The 24,138-nt window shown below is 54.6% G+C and carries 23 protein-coding genes; 15 read left to right on the forward strand and 8 right to left on the reverse strand.

Features of this window, described 5'->3' with window-relative positions:
- Genes benA through pcaD form a run of 5 tightly spaced genes read left to right on the forward strand, consistent with a single transcriptional unit; the run spans nt 1 to nt 4,414 of the window.
- The gene (gene benA, locus GTP46_RS05680; RefSeq protein ID WP_161005649.1) at nt 1-1,356 is read left to right on the forward strand and encodes a benzoate 1,2-dioxygenase large subunit; all 1,356 of its coding nucleotides are present in this window, start codon (nt 1-3) and stop codon (nt 1,354-1,356) included.
- A complete protein-coding gene (benB, locus tag GTP46_RS05685) occupies nt 1,353-1,832 on the forward strand; it encodes a benzoate 1,2-dioxygenase small subunit (RefSeq protein ID WP_161005650.1) in 480 nt (159 codons plus the stop codon). Before benA ends, benB begins: the two co-directional genes overlap by 4 nt.
- A 10-nt stretch (nt 1,833-1,842) precedes the next feature.
- Complete coding sequence (benC, locus tag GTP46_RS05690; protein WP_161005651.1) at nt 1,843-2,868, forward strand: benzoate 1,2-dioxygenase electron transfer component BenC; 1,026 nt, start codon at nt 1,843-1,845, stop codon at nt 2,866-2,868.
- Nucleotides 2,865-3,647, forward strand: coding sequence for a benzoate diol dehydrogenase BenD (gene benD, locus GTP46_RS05695; protein WP_161005652.1), 783 nt, complete (start codon nt 2,865-2,867; stop codon nt 3,645-3,647). Before benC ends, benD begins: the two co-directional genes overlap by 4 nt.
- Nucleotides 3,644-4,414 carry a 3-oxoadipate enol-lactonase gene (gene pcaD / locus GTP46_RS05700; protein ID WP_161005653.1) on the forward strand — a complete coding sequence of 257 codons (771 nt, stop codon included), beginning with the start codon at nt 3,644-3,646 and terminating at the stop codon, nt 4,412-4,414. Before benD ends, pcaD begins: the two co-directional genes overlap by 4 nt.
- On the opposite strand, the gene GTP46_RS05705 is transcribed toward pcaD, so the two are convergent.
- A complete protein-coding gene (locus GTP46_RS05705) occupies nt 4,374-5,306 on the reverse strand; it encodes a LysR family transcriptional regulator (RefSeq protein ID WP_161005654.1) in 933 nt (310 codons plus the stop codon). The genes pcaD and GTP46_RS05705 overlap by 41 nt on opposite strands.
- A 95-nt stretch (nt 5,307-5,401) precedes the next feature.
- On the opposite strand from GTP46_RS05705, the gene aptA reads away from it, so the two are divergent.
- Nucleotides 5,402-6,733 carry an omega-aminotransferase AptA gene (gene aptA, locus GTP46_RS05710; protein WP_161005655.1) on the forward strand — a complete coding sequence of 444 codons (1,332 nt, stop codon included), beginning with the start codon at nt 5,402-5,404 and terminating at the stop codon, nt 6,731-6,733.
- A gap of 8 nt (nt 6,734-6,741) precedes the next feature.
- Nucleotides 6,742-8,250, forward strand: coding sequence for a CoA-acylating methylmalonate-semialdehyde dehydrogenase (locus tag GTP46_RS05715; RefSeq protein ID WP_161005656.1), 1,509 nt, complete (start codon nt 6,742-6,744; stop codon nt 8,248-8,250).
- Here the strand turns inward: GTP46_RS05715 and GTP46_RS05720 are convergent.
- From GTP46_RS05720 to GTP46_RS05745, 6 genes are all read right to left on the reverse strand, one after another.
- The gene (locus GTP46_RS05720) at nt 8,247-8,705 is read right to left on the reverse strand and encodes a DUF4405 domain-containing protein (protein WP_161005657.1); all 459 of its coding nucleotides are present in this window, start codon (nt 8,703-8,705) and stop codon (nt 8,247-8,249) included. The two genes, GTP46_RS05715 and GTP46_RS05720, sit on opposite strands and share 4 nt — an antisense overlap.
- Nucleotides 8,706-8,708: 3 nt before the next feature.
- A complete protein-coding gene (locus GTP46_RS05725) occupies nt 8,709-9,518 on the reverse strand; it encodes an FAD:protein FMN transferase (protein ID WP_161005658.1) in 810 nt (269 codons plus the stop codon).
- A complete protein-coding gene (locus GTP46_RS05730) occupies nt 9,515-10,051 on the reverse strand; it encodes an FMN-binding protein (protein ID WP_161005659.1) in 537 nt (178 codons plus the stop codon). Before GTP46_RS05730 ends, GTP46_RS05725 begins: the two co-directional genes overlap by 4 nt.
- Nucleotides 10,051-11,355: a putative porin gene (locus tag GTP46_RS05735; RefSeq protein ID WP_161005660.1), complete on the reverse strand. Its 1,305-nt coding sequence runs from the start codon at nt 11,353-11,355 to the stop codon at nt 10,051-10,053. Before GTP46_RS05735 ends, GTP46_RS05730 begins: the two co-directional genes overlap by 1 nt.
- A 16-nt stretch (nt 11,356-11,371) precedes the next feature.
- Nucleotides 11,372-12,595, reverse strand: a complete 1,224-nt coding sequence (locus GTP46_RS05740) for a cytochrome-c peroxidase (protein ID WP_161005661.1) — start codon at nt 12,593-12,595, stop codon at nt 11,372-11,374.
- A gap of 117 nt (nt 12,596-12,712) precedes the next feature.
- Entirely contained in the window at nt 12,713-13,714 is a 1,002-nt protein-coding gene (locus GTP46_RS05745) for a GlxA family transcriptional regulator (protein WP_161005662.1), read from the reverse strand.
- A 385-nt stretch (nt 13,715-14,099) separates the two neighbouring features.
- On the opposite strand from GTP46_RS05745, the gene GTP46_RS05750 reads away from it, so the two are divergent.
- From GTP46_RS05750 to GTP46_RS05780, 7 genes are all read left to right on the forward strand, one after another.
- Complete coding sequence (locus GTP46_RS05750) at nt 14,100-15,074, forward strand: SLAC1 family transporter (protein ID WP_161005663.1); 975 nt, start codon at nt 14,100-14,102, stop codon at nt 15,072-15,074.
- A 1,112-nt stretch (nt 15,075-16,186) separates the two neighbouring features.
- Nucleotides 16,187-16,849, forward strand: coding sequence for a hypothetical protein (locus GTP46_RS05755; RefSeq protein ID WP_161005664.1), 663 nt, complete (start codon nt 16,187-16,189; stop codon nt 16,847-16,849).
- The gene (locus GTP46_RS05760) at nt 16,846-18,828 is read left to right on the forward strand and encodes a hypothetical protein (protein WP_161005665.1); all 1,983 of its coding nucleotides are present in this window, start codon (nt 16,846-16,848) and stop codon (nt 18,826-18,828) included. Before GTP46_RS05755 ends, GTP46_RS05760 begins: the two co-directional genes overlap by 4 nt.
- Entirely contained in the window at nt 18,821-19,813 is a 993-nt protein-coding gene (locus GTP46_RS05765; RefSeq protein WP_161005666.1) for an AAA family ATPase, read from the forward strand. Before GTP46_RS05760 ends, GTP46_RS05765 begins: the two co-directional genes overlap by 8 nt.
- Before the next feature lie 427 nt (nt 19,814-20,240).
- Entirely contained in the window at nt 20,241-21,119 is an 879-nt protein-coding gene (locus GTP46_RS05770) for a hypothetical protein (RefSeq protein WP_161005667.1), read from the forward strand.
- A gap of 371 nt (nt 21,120-21,490) precedes the next feature.
- Nucleotides 21,491-21,757 (forward strand): IS110 family transposase, encoded by a 267-nt coding sequence (locus tag GTP46_RS05775; RefSeq protein ID WP_161005668.1) that lies wholly within the window; start codon nt 21,491-21,493, stop codon nt 21,755-21,757.
- A gap of 71 nt (nt 21,758-21,828) precedes the next feature.
- Nucleotides 21,829-22,167, forward strand: a complete 339-nt coding sequence (locus GTP46_RS05780; RefSeq protein WP_161005669.1) for a hypothetical protein — start codon at nt 21,829-21,831, stop codon at nt 22,165-22,167.
- Here the strand turns inward: GTP46_RS05780 and GTP46_RS30280 are convergent.
- Nucleotides 22,138-22,335 carry a helix-turn-helix domain-containing protein gene (locus GTP46_RS30280; RefSeq protein ID WP_161005670.1) on the reverse strand — a complete coding sequence of 66 codons (198 nt, stop codon included), beginning with the start codon at nt 22,333-22,335 and terminating at the stop codon, nt 22,138-22,140. The genes GTP46_RS05780 and GTP46_RS30280 overlap by 30 nt on opposite strands.
- Nucleotides 22,336-23,089: 754 nt before the next feature.
- Between GTP46_RS30280 and GTP46_RS05790 the strand changes: the two genes are divergently transcribed.
- Nucleotides 23,090-24,106 (forward strand): CAP domain-containing protein, encoded by a 1,017-nt coding sequence (locus GTP46_RS05790; protein WP_161005671.1) that lies wholly within the window; start codon nt 23,090-23,092, stop codon nt 24,104-24,106.
- The last annotated feature ends 32 nt before the right edge of the window (nt 24,107-24,138 follow it).

A 24,138-nucleotide genomic window follows, 5' to 3' on the forward strand; every position in this document is an offset into this window, starting at 1 on the left:
ATGATCCCGATTCACAAAGCCAAGCCTTCCATCGACCAGTATCTGGTCGAAGACCACGAGAAAGGCGACTACCGCTTGCACCGCGCCGCCTTTACCGACCCTGAGCTGTTTGAACTGGAGATGAAGTACATCTTCGAGGGGAACTGGATCTACCTGGCCCACGAAAGCCAGGTCCCGAACAATAACGATTACTACACGACGCACATTGGCCGCCAGCCGGTCTTCATCGCGCGTAATCGTCAGGGCGAGCTGAATGCTTTCATCAACGCCTGCACCCATCGCGGTGCGCAGTTGTGCCGCCATAAACGCGGGAACAAGGCGACTTACACTTGCCCATTCCATGGTTGGACCTTCAACAACAACGGCAAGCTGCTGAAAGTGAAGGACCCGGAAGACGCAGGCTATCCGGACTGCTTCAACAAGGAAGGTTCGCACGACTTGAAAAAAGTGGCGCGCTTCGAGAGCTACAAAGGCTTTTTGTTCGGCAGCCTGAATGACGACGTGGCGCCGTTGGCCGAATTCCTGGGCGAGGCGGGCAAGATCATCGACATGATCGTCAACCAGTCTGCCGATGGTCTGGAAGTGCTGCGCGGCGCCTCGACCTACACTTTCGAAGGCAACTGGAAGCTGCAGGCGGAGAATGGCGCGGACGGCTACCATGTCTCGGCGGTGCACTGGAATTACGCGGCCACCACCAACCGCCGCAAGGAAGAAGCGGCGCGCGAAGACAAGATCAAGGCGATGGACGCTGGCAATTGGGGCAAGCAAGGCGGCGGTTTCTACGCTTTCGATCATGGCCACCTGCTGCTGTGGACCCAGTGGGCCAATCCACAGGACCGTCCCAACTATCCGCGCCGCGAGGAATACGCCAGCCAGTTCGGCGGCGCCACGGCGGACTGGATGATCGAACGCTCGCGCAATCTGTGCCTGTATCCGAACGTGTATTTGATGGACCAATTCGGCTCGCAAATCCGTCTGCTGCGGCCTATTTCGGTCGATAAGACCGAGGTGACGATTTACTGCATCGCGCCGAAAGGCGAATCCGACGAGGCGCGCGCACGCCGCATCCGCCAGTACGAAGACTTCTTCAACGTCAGCGGCATGGCAACGCCAGACGACCTGGAAGAATTCCGCGCCTGCCAGCAAGGCTACAAGGGCATCGCGCTGGAATGGAACGATATGTGCCGAGGCTCCAAACACTGGGTGCAGGGTGCCGATGCAGCGGCGCGCGAGATCGGTCTCAATCCGCTGATGAGCGGCGTAAAGACCGAGGACGAAGGCCTCTACACCATCCAGCACCGCTACTGGCTGGACGTAATGAAGAAAGCCTTGAAAGCCGAAGGAGCTGCAGCATGATCAACGATATCTGCGCCTTCCTCTACCGCGAATCACGCCTGCTGGACGATGAGCAGTGGGACGAATGGCTGGAATGCTACCACCCCGACGCCCAATTCTGGATGCCGGCCTGGGATGACGACGACCAGCTGGTAACCAATCCGCAGCGCGAAATCTCGCTGATTTTCTATCCGACGCGTCAAGGCCTGGAGGACCGCGTGTTCCGCATCAAGACCGAGCGTTCCAGTGCCACCATGCCAGACACCCGCACCAGCCATAACATCGCCAACGTGGAGATCGAGAAGCAGGAAGGGCGCATCTACACGGTGCGCTTCAACTGGCATACGCTGAGCCACCGCTACAAAACGGACTTCAGCTACTTCGGCATGGCGCGCTACGTGATCGATTTTTCCGGCGAACGCCCGCTAATCCTCAATAAATACGTGGTGCTGAAGAACGATTACATCAACCAGGTAATCGACATCTATCACATCTAAGGAGACCACGATGAGCTACAACATCGCCCTTCAATTTGAAGACGGGGTGACCCGCTTCATCTCATGCAATGAGAATGAAAAACTGGCTGATGCAGCCTATCGCCAAAAAGTCAACATTCCACTGGATTGCCGCGACGGCGCCTGCGGCACTTGCCGTGGTTTGTGCGAGTCTGGCAGCTACGATATGCCGGAATCCAGTTACATCGAAGATGCGTTGACGCAGGAAGAAGCAGCTCAGCGCCAGGTGTTGGCTTGCCAAATGAAGCCAACCTCGGACTGCGTGGTGAAGATTCCCGCCACGTCCGCAGCGTGCAAGACCGGCGTGTCACGCTACACCGGCAACCTGGCCACGGTACAGCAGCTGTCCGAAACCACGCTGGGATTCGCGATTGAACTGGCGCCGGGGGCGGATGTGGGCTTCCTGTCCGGCCAATATGTCAACGTCGAAGTGCCCGGCACCGGTTTGACCCGGTCCTATTCGTTCAGCTCCGCGCCGGGCGTAAACCGCTTCGAGTTCGTGGTCCGCAATGTGCCGCAAGGCCGCATGAGTACTTTCCTTGCGAAGGACGCGCAAGTCGGCCAGCCGATTGCGTTCTCCGGACCTTACGGCAGCTTCTATTTGCGTGAAGTGCAGCGTCCCTTGCTGCTGCTGGCCGGCGGTACCGGCATCGCGCCATTCCTGTCGATGTTGCAGGTGCTGTCGGCGAGCGGCATGCGCCAGCCGGTGCGCATGGTGTTCGGCGTGACCAATGACGTCGATCTGGTCGCGATCGAGCATTTGCAGCGCATCGCGGCGGCGCATCCGCAATTCAGTTTTCGCACTTGCGTGGCTTCCGACGATAGCGCCCATCCGCGCAAAGGCTATGTCACGCAGCATGTTGAGCAGGAATGGCTGAACGGCGGCGACGTCGATATCTACCTTTGCGGCCCGGTGCCGATGGTGGATGCAGTGCGGCGCTGGCTCAAGGATTGCGGCGTGACGCCGGCGAATTTCTACTTCGAGAAATTCTCGGCCAGCAGTGAGGTGGCGGCATGAGTGCGCGGCGATTTGAAGGGCAGGCTGTCGTCGTCACAGGCGCTGGCCAAGGGATCGGCCGTGGCGTGGCACTGGCGCTGGCACGTGAAGGTGCGCAACTGGTGCTGGCCGACCGCTCCGCGATTGTGGAAGAAGTGGCAGCCGAAGCGCAGGCGCTGGGCGCGCTCGCCGTCGTCGCCCGTGGTGACCTTGAGACATGGGAAGGCGCAGCGGAGCTCAATGACATCGCTGTTGCCGCTTATGGCCGCGTCGATGTGCTGGTCAATAACGTGGGCGGCACGATTTGGGTACAGCCGTATCAGGAATACAAACCGGAACAGGTGGAGGCAGAGGTGCGCCGTTCTCTGTTCCCTACCTTGTGGTGCTGCCGCGCGGTGCTGCCGCAGATGGTGGCGCGCAAGCAGGGCGTGATCGTCAATGTATCCTCGGTGGCGACGCGCGGAATTTATCGCATTCCGTATTCGGCGGCCAAGGGCGCGGTCAATGCACTGACGGCCAGCCTGGCGATGGAGCATGCGGAGAATGGCATCCGCGTCAACGCCGTCGCCACTGGTGGCACAGAAGCGCCGCCGCGCAAGGTGCCACGCAACGTGCAGTCGCTGAATGAGCGGGAGCAGCGCTGGTATCAGGGCATTGTGGACCAGACCAAGGCCAGTAGCCTGATGCACCGCTATGGAACTATCGACGAGCAAGTGAATGCGATCCTGTTCCTGGCGTCCAGCGAATCGTCGTACATCACCGGTAGCGTGCTGCCGGTGGGTGGTGGAGACCAGGGATGATGCACTATCAAATTGACGGGCAGCGCGGCAAGCCATGGCTCATGTTTTCCAATTCGCTAGGCACGGACATGAGCATGTGGGATGCGCAGGTGGAGTACTTAAAGGATGATTTTCATATCCTGCGCTACGACACGCGCGGCCACGGCGGCTCGCCAGCGTCGCCCGGGCCGACCACGCTGGCCGCGTTGGGGCAGGATGTGCTCTCGCTGCTCGACCAACTGGATATCGAGCGAGTGCACTTCTGCGGCCTGTCCATGGGCGGTGCAATTGCGCAGTGGCTGGGCATTCATGCGCCGCAGCGGCTGGACAAGCTGGTGATCGCCAATTCCGCGCCGCGTATCGGCACACAGCAAGGATGGCTGGACCGCGCAGCACAAGTGCGGGAGACCGGACTGGATGGCGTGGCCGATGGCGCAGCAGGCCGATGGTTCACACCGTCCTTCATCGCGCGCGAGCCACAGCGTGTGGCTTCGCTGGTCGCCAAACTGCGTGGAGGTAGCCCGCAAGGATATGCCAACTGCTGCGACGCACTCGCCGCCGCCGACTTGCGTGCCGGCTTGTCGGCCATCACAACACCCACGCTGCTGATTGCCGGCGCCGGCGACCCAGTCACCACCACGAGCGACGCCGCTGCCATGCGTGAGCAAATCCGAGACGCCATCATGGTAACGCTGGACGCGTCCCACATTTCAAACATCGAGGCCGCAGCCGCATTCAATGTGGCACTCAGCGATTTCCTTTGTGGGCCGCCAGCAGACACTCACTGAAGGCGAGCGCCACGCGCGACGGACGTGGTGAGCCGCGCAGGATAGCGACAAAGTCGCAGTGGTACTTGAACAGCGCCGGATGCACCGCGCGCATTTTTCCATCAGCGACAAAGCCGCGCGCGTAATGGTCCGGCAGGAAGCCGAGGTATTGACCGGACAGGATCAGCGTGGCGATCGACTCTTGGTCAAACCCGGTCGCCTTGCGCGGCAGCCGCACCTGCTGGCTGATTTCCATGTTCGGCGAGTGATAGCCCAGGCCCGCAAAATGGTATTCGCGGATACTGTCCCAATCCAGCCTGCTATTCCGCTTGCCAAACAAGGGATGCTGCACGCCGCAGTACAGCAGCATGGTTTCGTCAAACAGCGTGTGGTAGCTCAGGCTCTCCGAACTGCGGTGCGCCGGGATAATGCCGACCTGGTACTGCCCATCGATCACACCACGCTCGATCATGTTGATCGTCCCCACGTGCAGGTTGAGCGACACTTCCGGCGCCCGCTCAGCAAACATGGCAATCGCCTCGTTGATCCGGCACGCCGGATTGCTGGCCGTCTTGTCGAACACCGCCACGTGTAGCTGGCCGCCCATGCGGCTGTGAATGTCATCGACGCTGGCGCGAAACGCATCCGCCGACGCCAGCAGCCGCTGCGTCTCTTCATAAATCCGCTCACCTTCCGCTGTCAGCGCGAACCCGGCGCGGCCACGGCTGCATAGAGTCAGTTTCAGCCGCTCTTCCAGATCCTTGATGTGCTTACTGACCGTCGAAATCCCGATATTCAGTTCCAACCCGGCCGCCGCCATCCCGCCGCAATCGACCACGCTCCTGAACACCTGCAGCAAGCGGAAATCCATATCGCTCAACTGTCCCAGTACCGCCTTGGCTTTTACTTTCATAAATCGCTAACTAAACATCGATAAGTTAATCACAATGAAAGTGAAATACTACCCTAGAATCGTCGCCAACCATGTGTTTTTAACAGGAGAAGAACATGAAACACGGCGAATCGCGCACGGATGCCGCTTGGCTGGAAGCCCACTGGATGCCGTTTTCCGGCAACCGCAATTTCAAAGCTGATCCGCGCATCATCGTCGGCGCCAAGGGTGCCTACTACACCGACAATGACGGCCGCCAGATTTTCGACGGCCTGTCCGGCCTGTGGTGCAGCGGCCTTGGTCACGCCCATCCAAAGATCACCGAGGCAGTCAGCAAGCAGGTCGCCACGCTGGACTACGCGCCGGCCTTCCAGTTCGGCCATCCGCAATCGTTCGCGCTGGCCAATCGCTTGAAGGAACTGACGCCAGAGGGACTGGATTATGTATTCTTCACCGGCTCCGGCTCGGAATCGGCCGATACCTCGCTGAAGATGGCGCGTGCTTACTGGCGCGCCAAGGGCCAGGCCAGCAAGACGCTGCTAATCGGCCGCGAAAAGGGCTACCACGGCGTCAATTTCGGTGGGATCTCGGTCGGCGGCATCGTCGGCAACCGCAAAATGTTCGGGCAGGGCGTGCAGGCCGATCATCTGCCACACACTCAGCTCAAGGAAAACGCCTTCTCGCGTGGTATGCCGCAGCACGGCGTGGAACTCGCCGACGAACTGCTGGATTTGATCGCGCTGCACGACGCCTCCAACATCGCCGCCGTCATCGTGGAGCCATTTTCAGGCTCTGCTGGGGTGGTGATTCCGCCGCAAGGTTACCTGCAACGCCTGCGCGAAATCTGCTCGGCCCACAATATCCTGCTGATTTTCGACGAAGTGATTACCGGCTTTGGCCGCGCTGGCGCCTACACGGCAGCCGAAGCATTTGGCGTTACGCCGGACATCATGAACGTGGCCAAGCAAGTCACCAACGGCGCGCAGCCGCTGGGCGCCGTGCTGGCGTCGAAAGAGATCTACGACACCTTCATGTCGAACGGCGGTCCTGACTACTTGGTCGAATTCGCACACGGCTACACCTATTCCGCACATCCGGTGGCTTGCGCTGCCGGCTTGGCGGCACTGGATGCGCTGGTGAGCGAAAACATGATCGCGCGGGTCCAGGAGCTGGCGCCGCATTTCGAGCAAGCAGTCCACAGCCTCAAAGGCGAACGTCACATCACCGACATTCGCAACTACGGCCTGGCCGCTGGCTTCACCATCGCCGCAGTACCGGGGGAACCTGCGCGCCGCCCGTATGAAATCGCCATGAAGTGCTGGAAGAAGGGCTTCTACGTCCGCTACGGCGGCGATACCATCCAGCTGGCGCCGCCATTTATCTCGACCCGCGAGGAAATCGACCGTCTGGTCAGCGCGCTGGGCGAAGCCATCTACGAAACCGTTTGAAAGAACTTATGCCAAACCAGAATATCATCGGCCACCTGATCAATGGTCAGAACGTCCGCGAAGGCGGCCGCACGCAAGACGTCTTCAATCCTGCCACCGGCAAGGCTGAAAAAAGTGTACTGCTGGCTGACCAGCACACCGTGGAAGCGGCCATCGCATCTGCACAGGCGGCGTTCCCGGCTTGGCGCAACACGCCGCCGCTCAAGCGCGCCCGCGTGATGAGCAATTTGAAACATCTGCTGGAAAAACATGCTGACGCCATCTGCCAGCTGATTACCGCCGAACATGGCAAGGTGCTGAGCGACGCGATGGGCGAACTGCAGCGCGGCATCGAGAATATCGAATACGCCAGCTACGCGCCCGAACTCCTCAAGGGCGAGCACACGAAAAACGCTGGCCCGTCCATCGATTCGTGGAGCGAGATGCAGCCACTGGGCGTGGTCGCAGGCATCACGCCGTTCAATTTTCCGGCGATGGTGCCGCTGTGGATGTGGCCTCTCGCCATCGCTTGCGGCAATACCTTCGTGCTGAAACCATCCGAACGGGCGCCGTCGTCCACACTGCTGATCGCGCAACTGGCGCTGGAAGCCGGGCTGCCGCCGGGCGTACTGAATGTTGTCAACGGCGACAAGGTGGCGGTGGACACGCTGCTCAACGACAAGCGCGTGCAAGCCGTCAGCTTTGTCGGCTCGACGCCGGTTGCCGAATACATTTACGCCACCGGCAGCGCGCAGGGCAAGCGGGTGCAGGCGCTGGGCGGCGCCAAGAATCACGCCATCGTCATGCCGGATGCAGACATTCCACAAGCCGTCAGCGCGTTGATGGGCGCGGCCTACGGCTCGTGCGGTGAGCGCTGCATGGCGATTCCGTTGCTGGTAGCAGTCGGCGACACTACTGCTGATGCGCTGATTGAAGGCCTCAAAACCGAAATCGCTAAAATGCGCGTCGGCCCGGGCACCGATTCGCTTAGCGATATGGGGCCGCTGGTCACGCGACAGCATTGCGACAAGGTGCGCGGCTATGTGGAGCAGGGCGTAGCTGAAGGCGCGAGGCTGGTGGTGGACGGCCGCAGCATCGTTCCGCCTTCCGGCTACGAAGACGGCTACTACCTCGGCCCGTGCCTGTTCGACCACGTCAAACCGGGCATGCGCATTTATCAGGAAGAGATTTTCGGCCCGGTGCTGGGCGTGGTGCGTGTGGAATCGCTGCAGGAGGCAATGGACCTGATCGACGCCCACGAATTCGGCAACGGCACTTGCATCTTCACGCGCGACGGCGAGGCGGCGCGCTACTTCACCGACAGCATTCAAGTCGGCATGGTTGGCGTCAACGTGCCGCTGCCGGTACCGGTGGCGTATCACTCGTTCGGCGGCTGGAAACGCTCCTTGTTTGGCGACCTCGGTGCCTACGGTCCAGATGGTGTGCGTTTCTATACGCGCCGCAAAACCATCACCCAGCGCTGGCCGTCGGCAGGCGTGCGCGAAGGCGCGGTGTTCAGCTTCCCTTCAAGCCGCTAAGTGACCGAGCGCCGGCCCAGCACAACGTGCAGCACAAACAGGCCGGCGCCTGCAAGTCCAATAGTCCAGTGGACGATCGACCAGATCACGCGGTCGCCATCACCAGCTAAATAATAGAGGCCAAAGCCGCTGGCGATCAGCGTCACCATCAGAGCGATCATGCTCCAGCCGGTGACCAGATTGCGACCGGCTTTGATGGCGCGCCGGATGTGCGCATTCATCAGGCTACCGAGGAAGAACAGAACGATCATCGCTGCGCCGCCATGCAGCTTCATGGCCAGCGGTTCCAGCGGATGAACCATTTCGCCGTATTCAGTCATGGGACGCAGGAAGTAGCGCGCAAGCAGCCACGTTGCGCCACTTAACAGCAGTGCGGCCAAACTCACGTAAATGGCGCGGCGGTGCCAACGCTCCAGGCGCAGGTTGATGTGGGGACGGTGACGATGGGTGTGCATGGATCAAATTATAAACGCGCTAGCCTGCCACTGCGACAGCGCCGGATGGCGGACATCCAGGCTAACCAGTACCACTTTGGTCAGCGCATCGGCATTCGCGCAGCAGGGCGCGCGTACTGACACGCTGGCGGTGCCAGTCATGGATGCCCCACTACGCCCATCAACCAGCGCGCTAACCTGTTGACCTTCGAACTCTCGCTGCGAGAAATAGCTGGCGGAGGTGGCAAAGGATTCATTTCGCAGCAGCAGTTGCGTATGCGTCCGCTGCGGATTTCGTGGATCGCGCACCGATACCGGCCAATCACGGTCGCCAAACACACGCAAGTCGCCACCCGCGTTGACGCAGCCTGTCGTGACGTCGCCTTGCAGCAGCGCCGCCACAGCCAGATCCACAGCATAGCCTTTGGCGACGCCGCCTGCATCGATCCAGCCATTGCGCAGCTTGCGCACCGTATCGTGTTCCAGGCATTGGAAGACTGCCTGCTGCGGTTCATAAGCCGGAGCAGCGCTTGCGGGCGCAGGCAGCACACGCCAGCCAGCGAGGCGCGGTGCGCAGGCCAAGTTGAATATCCCGTCCGACGCTGCCTGCATTTGGGTAGCCAGGTGCAGCACCTGCCATGTGTGCGGATGCAAGCGCAGGCAAGCACCAACCGGTGCGCGATTGAAGCGGGAGATGTCGCTATCGGCATCGTGAAAACTCATTAGCCGATGCACCAGCGCGACCGCCTCGAAAGCAGGCGCGAAGGCCTCGTACTCGCAATCGGCGGCGATACTCACCACCGTCCCGAGCCAGGGCTGCGCGCGCTGTTTCATTTTTTTAGCGCCACTTGCGCAATGGCTGCGATGCGGCGCACGCCATCCGTCAGGTGGGTGCATGACAAGGTGGCGCCGCTGATATTGGCGACGCCTTCGCCGATGGACAAGCCACCACCACTGGCGGTCTTGCCAACAAACTGGCGGCGCCATGCAGGCAGCCGAATCTCGCCGCCGTGGCTTTCGCGATACGTGAGTATTTCCACCTGCCGCACGCTGGCATCCGGATTGAGGCCAACCGCATACGAAATCAGTTCAAACTTCCCGATCACATCGTCCAGCACCATATAGCCCAGCAGCTTGTCGCCACTGTATGCGCCGATGACGCGCCAGTTGACTGAGCGGGCCTGCAAGCCGGCCAGCTTCTCAACCTGCTGCATCTGCGGCAGCGTCAGTGCCAGCTCCTGCGGGCGATACGAAGACGCATCCGGGAACATCAACTTGAGCGCCTGGTCAGCACTCAGATACTGCGCAGCGTGGACCGGCAGGCACGCCAGGCCTGCCGCCAGCGGAATGCAATGCTGGTAACGCATCAGTAAGAGAAGCCCATGCCGAGGTTGAGGCGATCGCGGGTCTTATCTTCCTTGAACTTCTGATAGTCCGCCTTCAGCACCACGCCTTCGCCGACCTTCAGGTTAGCGCCGACGGTGATCACTTTTTCGTCCGGCAGCGTCGCCACGCCCAAGCCTTGCGGCACCGGTTCATAGCTCTTGGCGGTGTTGTACTGTTCATAGCGCGCGAATGGACTCAAGGTGTAGTCGCCGGACTTCAGCAACTGGTAGGCCGCCTGCGTGTACCAGCCGGCGAAGCTCTTCGGGACTGGCGTTGGGTTGCCCACGAAGGTTTCGTTCAGCGCAGCAGTGTTGCTGATCTGGCCGCGCGCGTACAACGCCGACAAGTCCCACAGGCCAGGAGTGTAGCGGGCGTGCAGGTCGTAGACGGTGATGCGCGCGTCGTTGGCGGCGAAGCCTTCGGTTTTATGGCCAGCCTTGCCGCTGAAGACCGAGCCGCCCACCAGCAGGCCTGGAACACCGCGCCAGTTCAGCGCACCGTGCACGCTCAAGTCGCGCGATTTGGCAAACTGGCCTTCCTGGTGGATGGAGCCCAGCGGCGATTCGCGGCCCTCGGTGCTGGCTGCGTCCCATTTGCCGAGATCAAAGCCGGTGGTGATGCCGCCTTCCCAGGTCAGACCACCCGCCGTGTCACCGGCCAGGCTCACGCCCACTTCGCGCCAGGTTGAGGGAATGATCGCCGTCTCGACGAAATTGCGTTCGACGCCGTAGTAAGCGGTCGGCTCGTGATTGGTGTTCAGCAGGCCCGATGGAATCAGGAACAGGCCGACCTTGCCACGCAAGCCGTTGCCGAATTCGCGCTCGATGTACAGCTGTTCGATTTCGCTTTCACCCTGATCGGAAGCAGAGACGACGCCGTGCTCCCATTCGAATTCGGAGACCATCTTGGTCTTCTCATCGAAGCGGTGCTCGATGGCGATGACGGCGCGGCGGATGTCGGCCTGGGCGCCACTGGCGTCCTTGGTTGGACGGTTGTAATTGATCTCGCCATAGCCGCTCAGAATAGTAGCGGGAGCCGAGCGCAGTGGTTCAGCTGGGGCGGTGGTGGCTGCCGGCGCCGGTGCTGGCGCACTAGCGATCTCCTGCTGCTTTTGTTCGATGACGGCGGTCTTTTGCTGGTTGGCTTTCAGTTCCGCTTTCAGTTGTTCCAGTTCGGCGGCCATTTTGTCGATACGGGCCAGCAGGTCAGCTTCGCTCGCGGTGGCGGCAAGCGGAGCGCCGATGAATGCAGCGGCGATAGCGGAGGCGATCAGGTGTTTGTTCATGGTGTTATCTCTGCGATTAAGGATTGATCTGGTAGCCGTCAGTCAGGGTGCCGAGGAACTTCACGACATCGTCGATTTCGCTCGGGGACAGGGCAGGGACCATGCCCGGCTGGCGGTTGTACGGCACTTCCGTGGTGTTGACGTTCTTGCGGTATTGAGGTGGCAGGTCGTTGAATTTCTGGACGACGCCGTCCGCACCGAGCGGGTACCACTCTTCCGGATTGGTATCGCGTCGCACGTAAAAACTCACCACGTCTTTCAGGTTGTCGAAGGCGCCGTTGTGGAAGAAGGTCTGGCGCGTGGCGACGTTGCGCAGCGTCGGCACTTTGAAGGCGCCGCACAGGTCGGGATGCTTGTCCACCAGATCCGTGCGATCCGGGCCGCACAGGCCGAGGTCGAAGTACGCCGGATCGGCAGTCGCCTTCAGCTTGGCGTTGCGCGGCAGGCCAAGATTATCGAAGGTGAAATCGGTGAACAGCGGCGGCGAACCATCCGCACCACGCGCGCTCAAATGGCAGCCGATGCAATTGCCTTTGGCCGTATCGTTGAACAGGGCCAGGCCGCGCAGCTCCTGGTCGCTCAGTTTTACTTTACCGGCCAGGAACAGGTCGTACTTGGAATCGAACGGATGGAATTCCGGCGCTTCCTTCTGGTAGGACTGCAGCGCAAACGTGATGCGGCTGAAAGCTTGCTCGGCGTTGTCAAGAATGCCGGCGCCAAACTGCGCGCGGAAGCGTTCAACGTAGGCGGCCTTCTTCAGTTTATCTATCACGCTTTGCTTGCTGCCGTTGTCCATTTCGTGCGGCGCGAGGAATGGGCGTTCGGCTTGTTCGGCCAAGGTCATGGCGCGGCCGTCGCGGTTGAAGCCGCCAGTCGGTGTGCCATCCGCAGCGAAGAAAAAAGCCGGATTCTGGTTCAGGTAGCGCAGCGATGGCGCGGCACGGAAGCCCTGTACATCGCCGCTCGCACCGCCCAGTTGGGCCGACAGGTTGTTGCTTGGACCGTGAGCGTTGGCCGGATCGTGGCAGGTGGCGCAGGATTGTTTGCCCGAGGCGGACAAGCTGGCATCCTTGAATATCAGCTCGCCCAACTGGGCAGCTTCGCCAAGGCCGGCTTCAACCACCGGTGTGGCGGGCGTTGCGGGCGTGGTGGATGAGGCACCCGAGCCGCCGCTACAGGCAGCCAGCGTGGTGAGCAAGGCCGTCAAGCCGGCCAGTAGGCATAGTTTCTTGGTAACCATCTAAGCAGGGAGTAGTTAAATGCAAATAAAAACGATTCGCATTATCTCGCCACCGCTTGTAATTTTGCAAATTACAAATTGGTTATGTTGTATTAATGCACCGGACGTGTTGAACGGTTATAGCAACAGCTTTGCCCTCGCTGCGGAAGGCGGGGACGGCACCCGATTCATGTGGAAACTATCGCGATACTGATTAGGGGTCACGCCAAAGCGCTGTGAGAACACTAGTCGCAACCTCGCTGCGCTGCCGAAGCCGCAACGGTAGGCGACAGTCTTCACAGCCAAGTCAGTTCCCTCGAGGAGATTCCGCGCAGCGTCTATACGTGCCCGCTGCACAAACTCCGCTGGGGGGACCCCGACTTCCTTGGCGAACTGACGACTAAAATGCCGGGAACTCATGCAGACTACGTCGGCCAATAACTCCACCGATAAGTTGTCTGCCAAATGATTCATGACAAAACTCTGGACGCGTGATGCCAGCGACTCCGGCGCAGCGGACGACTGCAGGTAAGGGCTGAACTGTGATTGACCGCCTTGACGCTGAGCGACCACAAGCAGGCGCTTCGCCACAGTCAGGGAGATTGCTGGCCCGTGGTCCTCAGCGACTAGTGCCAGCGCAAGGTCAATTCCTGCGGTAACGCCGGCCGATGTAATCAACCCGCCGTCCCTCATGTGAATACGGTCCTCCTGAATACGGGCCATTGGGAATTGCTGGTTGAGCTGTGCAATATCGCTCCAGTGTGTGGTGACATTCTTATCGTCGAGCAGTCCAGCGCGACCGAGTAAAAACGCACCGTTGCAAATCGAGCCGTAGCGTGGAACCGACTTCGCGACCGCATTTAGCCAGGCTGAAAGTGCTGGGTCGTTTTCGTCCTTTGGAATTTTGGGGCCGCCGGCGGCCAGTACTACGTCGTAATCGATGCCAGCATTACTCAGGTCGAAATCTGTCCCGAGAAGCTGTCCGTTAGAGGCGCGTATCGACGGCGCGGTGCCCACTGTCACCAGCTTATAGCCTGCGCCGGGCTTCACATAGTCATTGGCCTCAGCGAAGACATCCATAGGGCCGGATACGTCGAGGGACTGAACCCCTGGTACCAGGACGAGCGCAACCGTCTTCATCTGACGCTCCGAACGATGAGTGGTGTTTGCGAACGCGCAGCATTTGCGAAGTTATGGAAAATGGTTTTCATGGCTATCTGCTATTTTCCTTTGCGGAGGTAGTCGCTCAAGTGTGCCCTTAGTACCAGGGCTAGCGGCACTGTCGCGATGTATCCGATGTGTTTGAATCCTAAGGCTGCGGTCGTGAAATGATAAATGACATTGCCCCGCCTCGTCAGCTAGTGCGCGCTTTACCTGTGTTTCTTCGATTTGGCAGGCCTCTCGTCCGAAATATGCGGAGTCCTAAATAGATGCAAATTTGGCGGAATTTGACTCTACGTGCTGATTTATGCCGGAAGGATTAGAGCCTATTATCAATTCATCGAAACCCACCAAATTGCCCATCATGAAAACGAAACTTTTACCGGCTTCTTTTTTCGCCCTGACGTTAGGTCTTGCCGAGACTGGGAACGCTTGGCGCCTTGCCCATAACCTGTGGGCACTGCCGCCGTTCGCAGGCGAGCTGCTCCAAGCGCTGGCCATGCTGTCCTTTGTCGTATTCGCTGCGCTCTACGTGCAAAAGTGGTTGGTGCATCGCGGCGCTGCTTCGGCTGAAACCCGTGACCCCGTCCAGTCCGCCTTCCTCGCCTTGATTCCAGAGTCGGTCATTTTAGTCGCGCTGGCTCTGCAGCCTTATGGCCAGCAGTTGGCCGTTGTTATCTTTTGGGTTGGCTCTGCCGCCAACTTGACATATGGGATCTGGAGGCTGGCTGCTAACTGGACGCACCAACGCGACCCGGCGCAGGTGGTGCCGCCCCTGTACCTGCCGTACACCGCCAGCATGCTGGTGAACGCACTGGCTGCGGGTATTTTTGGATATACCAACTACGGCTGGATGCTGTTCGGTATTGGCGGCATCTCCTGGCTCATCCTGGACTCGTCGCTTACGCATCAATTGATGACTGGCGGCCTGGCCGACAAGACTCGCAACTTCATGGGCATCTACACTGCTCCACCCGTCGTGGCACTCGTGGCCTACCAAGTATTGAGCGGCACCGACGCTAACGCAGCTGTCACTTACGCCCTCGCCGGGTATGCGCTGTTCGTGTTCGCCGGCTTGGCCTTTGCGATGAAGTGGCTGGGACAACAGGATTTCGCTCCGGGGTACTGGGCATATACCTTCGGGCTAGCTACGTTAGGCCAAGGCCTCATGCTGATGGCAGAACGCGACCATAGCCTCCCGCTGGAAGGAGTTGCAGCCTTCGCCTTCGCCGCCACTCTCGTTCTGGTGCTGTACGTTGCGTGGGGCTCATTGCGTCTGCTTGCACGCGGCAGTTACTTCCCCGCTGCGCCGGCGCCAGCCACAGTGCACGTCGCGTGAGATGAAGGCCCCGGCTTCATGCCGGGGCTCGCCTGAGTAAAAAATTGCGTTGGAAGCTGGTTGCGGCTTTGACCAACTTGTCGCCTGTCCGTCTCAGAATGCAAAGGGACCAGTGGCAGAGAGCAGGGACCATGCGGATATGTTCGCGGCTTTCAAATCCCACTTAGTAGCAGGGTGTGTAAGGCGGCGGCAGTCCTGCGAACTGAGTAGGGTAACTTTCGGATGTCGGATTAGGGCAGGGGTGCGCTACCGCTGTCCGTTAGATAGGGCTGCTGCTCGGCCACACTTATCTCGCTGTAAAAGGCGTGTCTAAAGGATTACGCTGTGTGGACAGCCTGACATTCCCCGAGTTCACGGACACTTCCGATTGGCCGTCATTGAGGAGCAGGAGCGCGGTGCGCTGCATTTCCATGTAGTCGTGCGCGGTCGCCAGGATTACGCGCTGCTGTGTTCTATCTGGCAGAGCGTTCTCGGTCTCGGGCCGAAAGGCGAATAAATGGGGCAAGTGAATGTGCGCGATCCGCACCAGCTATTGGCACTTGCGAAACCTTCGTGGTGCTTGCTGTCGCGGGCAGTGCAGTGTGACCAAACAGAGCGTAATCACAATTTACGCTCAAAACAATTACTCGCTTTTTTATTCAAAATCGTTCGCAAATAATTGAATATAAAAGGTTATTAATGCAAATGATCTAAGTTAACCTTTACGTAATAGCGTAAACTGTGCAGATAAAAACGGGGATTGACCTAAATCGCTTTTTTGTATGAGCAAAGTTTGGGCATATCCCGAAAATTCCGTAGAGAAAATTTGTTGCGAATCTCCAACAATTAACCTTTGTTAATGTCAAATTTGCTTTATATAAGTAAAAAAATCCCCTCACTCTGAAACTATCTTGACTGATATGCTTTCAGCTGTATAAATGAAAATGGTCGGCATCCGCCGACCATTCGCGCTAAGAGGGACTTCGAAAATAAAATACTACTAAGGCATGAAGAACAGCACGGCAATGCTTTTCTTCAACATAGAACTATTTTTTTGCTCTTTTGACTTTAGTCGACAAGCGTCTAAATGTCAAGAGGAAGACCTCTTACGCCCTAATTTTAGGGGAGGGCGTATGCAACGCTTAGTCAATCCTACCGCAGTGGAAGTTCGTTTCCTTGAAAAGCAAAGAGGCGCTCTGAAATACGATATCTGGACAGGTTATGCTTCCAAAGCAGGTTTCGAGTTTGCTCTCAAATCTATGCCCATCGCTCAGCTTCTTATCTTACTTGAAGCAGATCCTGAAATCATGAGCTATACGCTCAATCAACTAGTGGCGCGAAAAAAGAGTGAGTTAGTCAAAAGTGAAGATCCCGATGCTATTTGCATTTGCGAAAATAGCTCGATCATTTGGTATTTTCTGTCGAATGAATTCTTCAGCAATTCAAAAAGAAAAAGTTGTAAGAATTTTCAGATACCTGATGGTGTTACATCCAGGATAATCACTTATGAATACTTAGATAAAAAAGCAACCTTGCTTAAAAACTGGAGGCGCGGACTATGTTATTTAAAAAGTGCGCTCAACTACGATCTCTCTCCGTACATTAAAGATATCAAATCGCTATTAGCAGAGAAAGGCGAGTTGTCTCTTGAAAGTATATTTTCATTGCTTCAATCAAAAGACCAATCGCTTCTAATTGCATCTGTTTTTCTTCTTTCTCAAAAGCGTGAAGTATTAACTGACATGGACTTCAACGAATTAGGATTTGGCACGCTGGTTCAAGGGAGGTTGTCATGAATAGCACTAATGGCAAGCAACACTTGAGAAGAGTTTCAAGGCGACGTTTGTCCCCGGATCAATCATTAACCGAAAAATGGATTGTTCCCAATATTGAAGATATGAGTGAAGAAGACAAGAAAAGATACAATAGTTATGCTTCGGCGATAAAGGATTATATATCTGGGTGCCCAGTAAGCTATATTAAAAGTGCATATAAAATAAACATAAGCCATTTGCAGTCGCAAATTTGGCGAGCTATTGAATTGGATGATGATGGAATACCTTTCGGTTTTCGAGCACTCATTCCAAATTTACATGTTAAAAAATTACGCAGAACAAAAGATCTACCAGTTGGAAGTGAGGCGACATGTGGAGACTGTGCAGGTGCCTTTAAAAAACTAATGGATAAAGAAGATTTGTGGGGTTGGTTGGAATCTCGGGTTCTCAAACTAGGCCCAGGCCCACATCCAGCAAAAATTACTGCGCTGGAATTGCAGAAAGAACTTACAAAGATCTTGACGGAGCGTGGATATTTAAGAACTGATTATCCATTCAACACCAACCGTCCAGCATATTCTAGTATAGGTAGAGCAATAAAACAAATTAAGAGCAATAATTTCAAGGAGGGAGTTTTGGCTGGCTCTAATGAAGTCGCAAAAACTAATTTCGACGTGATGAGTGGCAAATCAAAATTTTTTAAAGGCAGGCGCCCATTTGAAGAGGTTGAATGTGATGAGCATAAACTACACGGGATTGCAGGCGTAAATATAATTATTGATGGAGTTTTGAAAACTATACCGACGCCCAGGGCGGTAGGAATTGTAATAATAGATAAATTCACGGGTATCCCCCTTGGGGCTACGGTGCACCTTGGCATTGAGGCGAGTGAATCCGCGTTGATCGCAGCAATTAGAAGCGCCATTGTAGATGAACCTGTGATGCTACCGAACGGCGAACCAGCTCCGTCTTTTCGTGCGTCGGACTATTTGCCAGAGGTAAAAGGTGCGGTATGGGACGTTATGCATTTGGACAATGCAAAAATCCATGTAAGCAACGCGTATTTCGAAGCTGAAAAAAGACTTGGGTGCCAGACCTGTTTCGGACCCTTGCGTAGCTGGAGCGCACGACCAAATATCGAATCTACTTTTGGAAATTTAGTAAATCAATATTTCAGCGCGACTCCATCCTTTACAGGTGCCGGAAGCAGTCATGATGGCCGATCCCAGCCAGCACAGGAGGCAGGGAATTGGTATATTGACCTCCCCGTACTTTGTAAACTATTTTACAGCTCGTTAGGTGCCATTACTCTTGCTAACTCAGCAGGAACGCTGTACGAACGTCGGATCGACGTAATTCAAAATTATGTTCACGGCCCAACGCGGCCAATATTAAGACGCCTCCCGCCACCGACAGCAAACACGCCAGAGATTGGCACGTCAATAGAATATGCAACCGTAAAACGTCGCTCTGAACAAAATCCCAATTTTTACATAAATAGAAACGGGAAATATACTAATCAGATATTGGCGAAAAGGGCTGATTTACTTGGTGAAAAAATAATTGTACATATATCGCCCAATGTGCGAACACTTTCAGCATTCTTGCGTAACGGTAAGCCTTTAGGTGAATTGATTGCGGATGGTGTTTGGGGTGGCTTCGATCATACTTCTGAGTTAAGGAAAGCCATTGAAAAAGACAAGGATAAGAAATTTGGCCATTACGGCGAGAAAGCAACTGTCGCCCAGAGCTTCTTGGAGGATTTAGGGAGGCGAGTGCTTAACGAGGCAGAAAAGAAAAAGAATGGAAAAGTGGTAGATGCCGGATTGAAATTAGCTCGCTATATGGAGGCAGCAAAAGTCCCCGTCTTAGATATCGAATCTAAAAAATACGAAGAAGAAAAATCTAAAGAGCAAGGCAACCAAAAAAGTAGTGCCATAGAGCGGGCCCGCCTCGCACGTAAAGCTTTGGAAAATATGAGGAGAAGTAGAAATGAATGATTTTTCTGAAAACTCTGAATCCGATAAAAAATATCGATTCCCAATTGCGAAGCGTGACTATATGGTAGTTACTCCTATGATGCTTGAACTATTTGAAATTGTTTCTAATGATGTAAATAATATGGAAACTGGTATATGTGTTTGGTCAACTTCTAGATTCGGTAAAACCACGGCCAAGGAATATGTTATCAATGAACTAAAAAGGAAAAATAAATCGTTGACTACAATTGATATTTCTATGGGCACTATCGCAAGAGATAGTGCTGCAAACTTTTTTATGTATTTTGAAAGGGCAGGTCTGATTTCCCTTGACGATGAACAAAGTACTGGTGATTATGTTTCAGACATTTCCCGAAGATTACTTGTAATAACATCACAAAGGCAAGAGCCACGCGTTTTGATAACAATCGATGAGGCACATAAAATGACAGGAAAGAGATATTTCTTCCTGATGGATCTGACGAACGAATTGGAGAGACTAGGTATGGCTCCAATAGTATTTTCGATAGGTCAACCAGAAATCCTGGAACTTCGAAGCAATTTCGTGTCAAAGAAGAAAAAAGAAATCGTTGGACGATTTTTAGAAGATCCCATCGCGCTTCTGGGAGTAAGTTGCGAAGACTCTTTTCGTCAGGTACTTGAGTGCTACGATAATCATAATAAGATGGAATTTCCTCGTGGGAGCGGAATATGTATAACTGCCGTCTTTGCATTTAATCAGTACAGATCTGGCTTGCGACTAGAGAATTTCGCAAAAGCCGCATGGCAGGCAATCACAAGCGCTGCTAATAGTTTGCAATTAAATCCAATGGTCGGAATGAAATCATTGGTGAAAATAATACAATGTGCGTTAACTAATATAGCGGCGAATTCCAGTATTGATGATGTAAATACAGAAGAATGGTGGGCTGAAATCTTGGATCAATCTGGGTATCTTAAGCAGCTTGCTCGCAACGCAGGAGATGGCTCCGATGTCGAAACATAATCATCTTACTGAATCATTACGATATTGGGTTCCAGCTTGGTCAAACCCATTCGAGTCGCCTGTTTCGATGTATCAAAAAATTGCGTGGATAAATGCTATTTGCATTTCAGATTATAGATTACTTTCCAACACTAGTTCATGCATGCACGAACGTGCGAATTTACACGCTCGGCTATATGAAAATTTGGAAGAGCGTTATCGAGCCCCCGACATTTGGCTGTGGGACGCAGCACACTTTTCGCATGCCATATGCCCCGAGTGCATTTCTTGTGGATACTGGTCTGAACTACCTCAGATCGCCGGATTAAACCTGTGTCCGATTCATGAAAATCGGCTTCAATGCAGATGCCAACACTGTCTAAATCCAATTTTCTTTGGCCATCCTACATTTCCGAAAACAGTTGCTTTTGTCTGTAGATCATGTGGTATGGCAATTGCTGGCGAATTAAGTGACGCCAGCAAAAAGTGGAATACGTTATCACGCGATGTCTTGATTAATAGGTTTGGCACGCTCGATGCCGTTGCTCAGCGGTTAAAAAAAATTGCTTCTGGCTTTTATAGTTTTCCATGTGAAACGGAGATAAAGGATTATAGGATTATCCTTGAATTACTCAGCCAAGGAGAAATTCGAGAAAATCCGGAAAACCAAAGCCTTTTTGGAAATTACCCCAAGGAAAGAGCAACGGCTATTGCTTTTCTATTGCCAAGTAACGCAGCTACACTTAAAGCTGAGTTAGAGGATTATAAAAAGGCCCAAGCATGGGAGCTTTCACGTAAGTGCGAAGTTGTTGGCTTATCTCCGAAAAACCCAACTTATTCCATGACACGCTTTTCTGCAAGAGAAGAATATCTTGACTATTACGCCAATTCATCATTTTCCACTAATGTACAGAAACTTATCAACGCTTTCCAAGATGAATCAGAGCTGCGATTGAGTATGCGGCTTGATGTATTAAAATCATTGAAAGGAGCACAAATTCTAGTAGAAGATGACCTAATCCAGGAACAGGTCATAGATATTGTTATGTCGTTGTCAACGTGGCAGTTCGCCAGGATATTAGTTCAAGTTAACGAAATTTGTGAGAACTTGAATTTAAAGATATCCGGTAACGTAATAGATGAAAAAACACAAGAGTACATCGGGAATTTACCTTTTGGCATTCAATTAAAAACAGCGCGACTAGATGACCAGCGATTCCGATTTTATATTCCATCCCGCTCTTGGATTCCGCCGTTTAGAATTCGAAAGAAAAATAGTAAAATTGAATTAACCATATTCAATATTCTTCCAGCGTTACTCGCGTAGGCTGCTCTGGGAACTGAGAATCAGAACTCTAAGTTGTGTCGACGCCCCCTTTGGGGAAGCACAGGTACTTGTTACGGGGGATGGACGTGCGAGGAAAATGCCGCGCACCGTCCATACGAGTGAGAATAGCTCTAAGCGAAACATCAAAGCGCCGGGTGAACTTGGTTCTCGATAGTAGCAGTTTGAATCCCCACCATCCTCCTAGACAGTCCGCAGCCTTAACGAATGTCGCCTAACGAAATGCATCAATTTCATCGTATGCTACGCATGTTGATTTGCATCCAAAACTGATAATCATCTAGGCGTCCTCCCTTCGGCCAGGCTGGGGAATAAAGTCACGGTACGACTCCGAACTTATCGAGGAGGACGTCATGTTATTTTGTGGCATTGATCTTCATTCCAACAACTGCCTTGTTATCGTCGTCTCCGACGACAACGACAAGGTGGTGTATTCCAACCGGTTGCCCAACGATCTGGCAACCGTCTGCACAGCGCTCGGCTCGTATCAGCAAGAGCTATCTGGCGTAGTCGTGGAGTGCACGTACAACTGGTACTGGCTGGTCGATGGCTTGGTGGCATCCGGATATTCGCTTCACTTGACCAACACCACTGAAATAAAACAATATGCTGGTCTCTAGCATCGCGACGACGAGTCCGATGCACGTCATCTGGCGCACGTTCTCCGCCTTGGTCTGCCGACGGAAGGCGTTTGGGCATCTCGCGAAACACCGTCCGGCGCTACCTGCGCTCGGAAACCATCGAGCCGGCCTACGCCGAGCAACGCTCCAAAAGCGCCATCCACCAATACGCTTTCCAACTTTCGGCAATGCTCAATACCGAGGCGGCGCGATCACATAAGCAGCGGCGCACGCTGGAACAAATTCACGAAGATCTGAAAAATCTGGGATTCGAGGGATCATACGACAGGGGCGCGGCGTTCGCGAGAACCTGGAGGGGGGGGATTCGAGAGGGGCAACCCGGCAAGCAAACGAACAAATATATCCCAGAAAGAGCTAAGTCAGAGGCCGGTATCTTCAAGCAACTGTAGCAATGTGACGTTTAATGCTTTAGCTAACGCAATGAGAGTGAGCAGTGTGGGATTGTTGTCGCCCCTCTCAATGGCCGAGACGTAACTAAGGTTAAGATCGGCAGCTTGCGCCAATCCTTCCTGAGTTAGCTTTCGCTCCATTCGTATCGCCCTAACCGTCTTACCCATTGCGATTAAGGGAGGCTGCCGCCGTTTTGTTGATAGGGTAGTCACGCGTCGATGATCGCGATATACTCTCGCCTAATCTAGCGGATATATCCGTTATTTCGGTTTTTCTTAGGCCAGCTCTATGACTTTGTTGACTTTAAATTACTTATCCACGCTACCCCGCGCAGCACATAGGTCTTTTAGGCCAGTTGAAATGCGTACATCTATGAGGAAAATATTCATCTCGATCGCTCGCCCGCTCGGGCATTGAGACTTCAAAAAGAGGAAAAGTAATGACGCCAGCAGAGCGTAGATATTTAGGAACGGCACTAGTCAACCTACATGCCAAGATTAGTAACAGGGCATCCCTTAATTCCGCGATTTCGGAATACAACATCCACGTCGGACGCAAAGATGGGCGAGCCGTCACCGAGATGGAACTTCGGTCCGTCCTCTCACAGGTTTCATGGGCGATCGACGGCGAAGATAGCTTGGTTATTCTGCGTAGGGTGAGCTAAATGGAAAGGAGAAGTAACTCATAGTTTCGGGGGAAATCCCTCGCCGCCAATGAAATTTCATTGATCATTGAACGTTTACCGGAGTCGTTCATTAGCACAGGCCAGACGATCGGAATGAGTGCGCGCCAATTGGTCCTGACGTTGCCCCAAAAACCTTTTGCTGCGAGGTGTTGAGAAGCACCCTGCGGTTTATGTAGACGAGCTTGATAGCTCAATTTCCAAGAGAGGGATGTACTTTGCGAAGTAAGAACAACTTTATGCTGCTCGTAGCGGTAACACTGACAGCCTGCGGTGGTGGCTCGACACCAGCTCAGCAACCGAATGTGACGCCAATCGTAACGCCGCCCGCAGTCAATGCGAACGAGCTAGTCCAAAGCGTGCCCGTTCCAAACTACTCAAGCGACAGTGGGAATCTAGTCGTATTCAACGCTGTAAATGCACTTCGTGAAAAAGTGGGATCTGGACTGCTCAGCCAGAATGGCGCTCTCGACAAGTCGGCGCTCGCTCATTGGAACTACCTCGACATCAATACCATCGTTAGCCTGCATAGCGAGGCAGAGGGCAAGATGGGATTCACCGGCGTTGATGCAACTGCACGCGCGAAGGCTGCGGGATACTCAAGCGCATATGTCGACGAAGTTATTTTCGGCACAAATGGCGCCAGCAACTTCGCGGGCTGTACCGCGAGCTGGGCAAATAGCGTTTACCACATCGGAGTCCTCTTTTCGGGCATGCGCGACATCGGTATCTCCGCGCTTAATACGAAAGATGATCCGATTTACGGCAAATATACGGTATGCGTCGCGGACTTCTCAATGGCCACGTCAAAAGCAGAGCAGTTGCCGGCTGACGGCACAATCCGCGTCTACCCGTATGCAGACCAGACTGCTGTTCCAATTGTCTTCTACAACCAGGCCGAATCTCCCATACCGCTTCCCCAATACCAGGAGCTTGGTACGCCAGTTACTCTAAATTTCAAAACCAAATCCTTCGTAGCGTCTGGCGTAAAGCCAGCTATCGCCGTCACACAATTGAATATAACTCCGGCCGGTGGGCAAGCTTTGTCGGCGCGCATTCTAGCAAATACAGCTAGCGGCACTTTTACATCGACCGGTCCTGAGCTGACAGCAGACGATCATATGGCTGCATATGCGCTCACCATTGTCCCTGTGGCCCGGATGGCCGCGAATACAGTTTATACCGTTTCGTTCTCTGGCACCGTAAATGGCACTGCGCTGTCAAAGTCTTGGAAATTCACAACCGCGGCAAATTAATCACGCCGGCCTCCCGTTATTGGGCGGCCGTT

The organism is Duganella flavida, assembly GCF_009857445.1.
In the GTDB taxonomy this organism is placed as follows: domain Bacteria; phylum Pseudomonadota; class Gammaproteobacteria; order Burkholderiales; family Burkholderiaceae_D; genus Rugamonas; species Rugamonas flavida.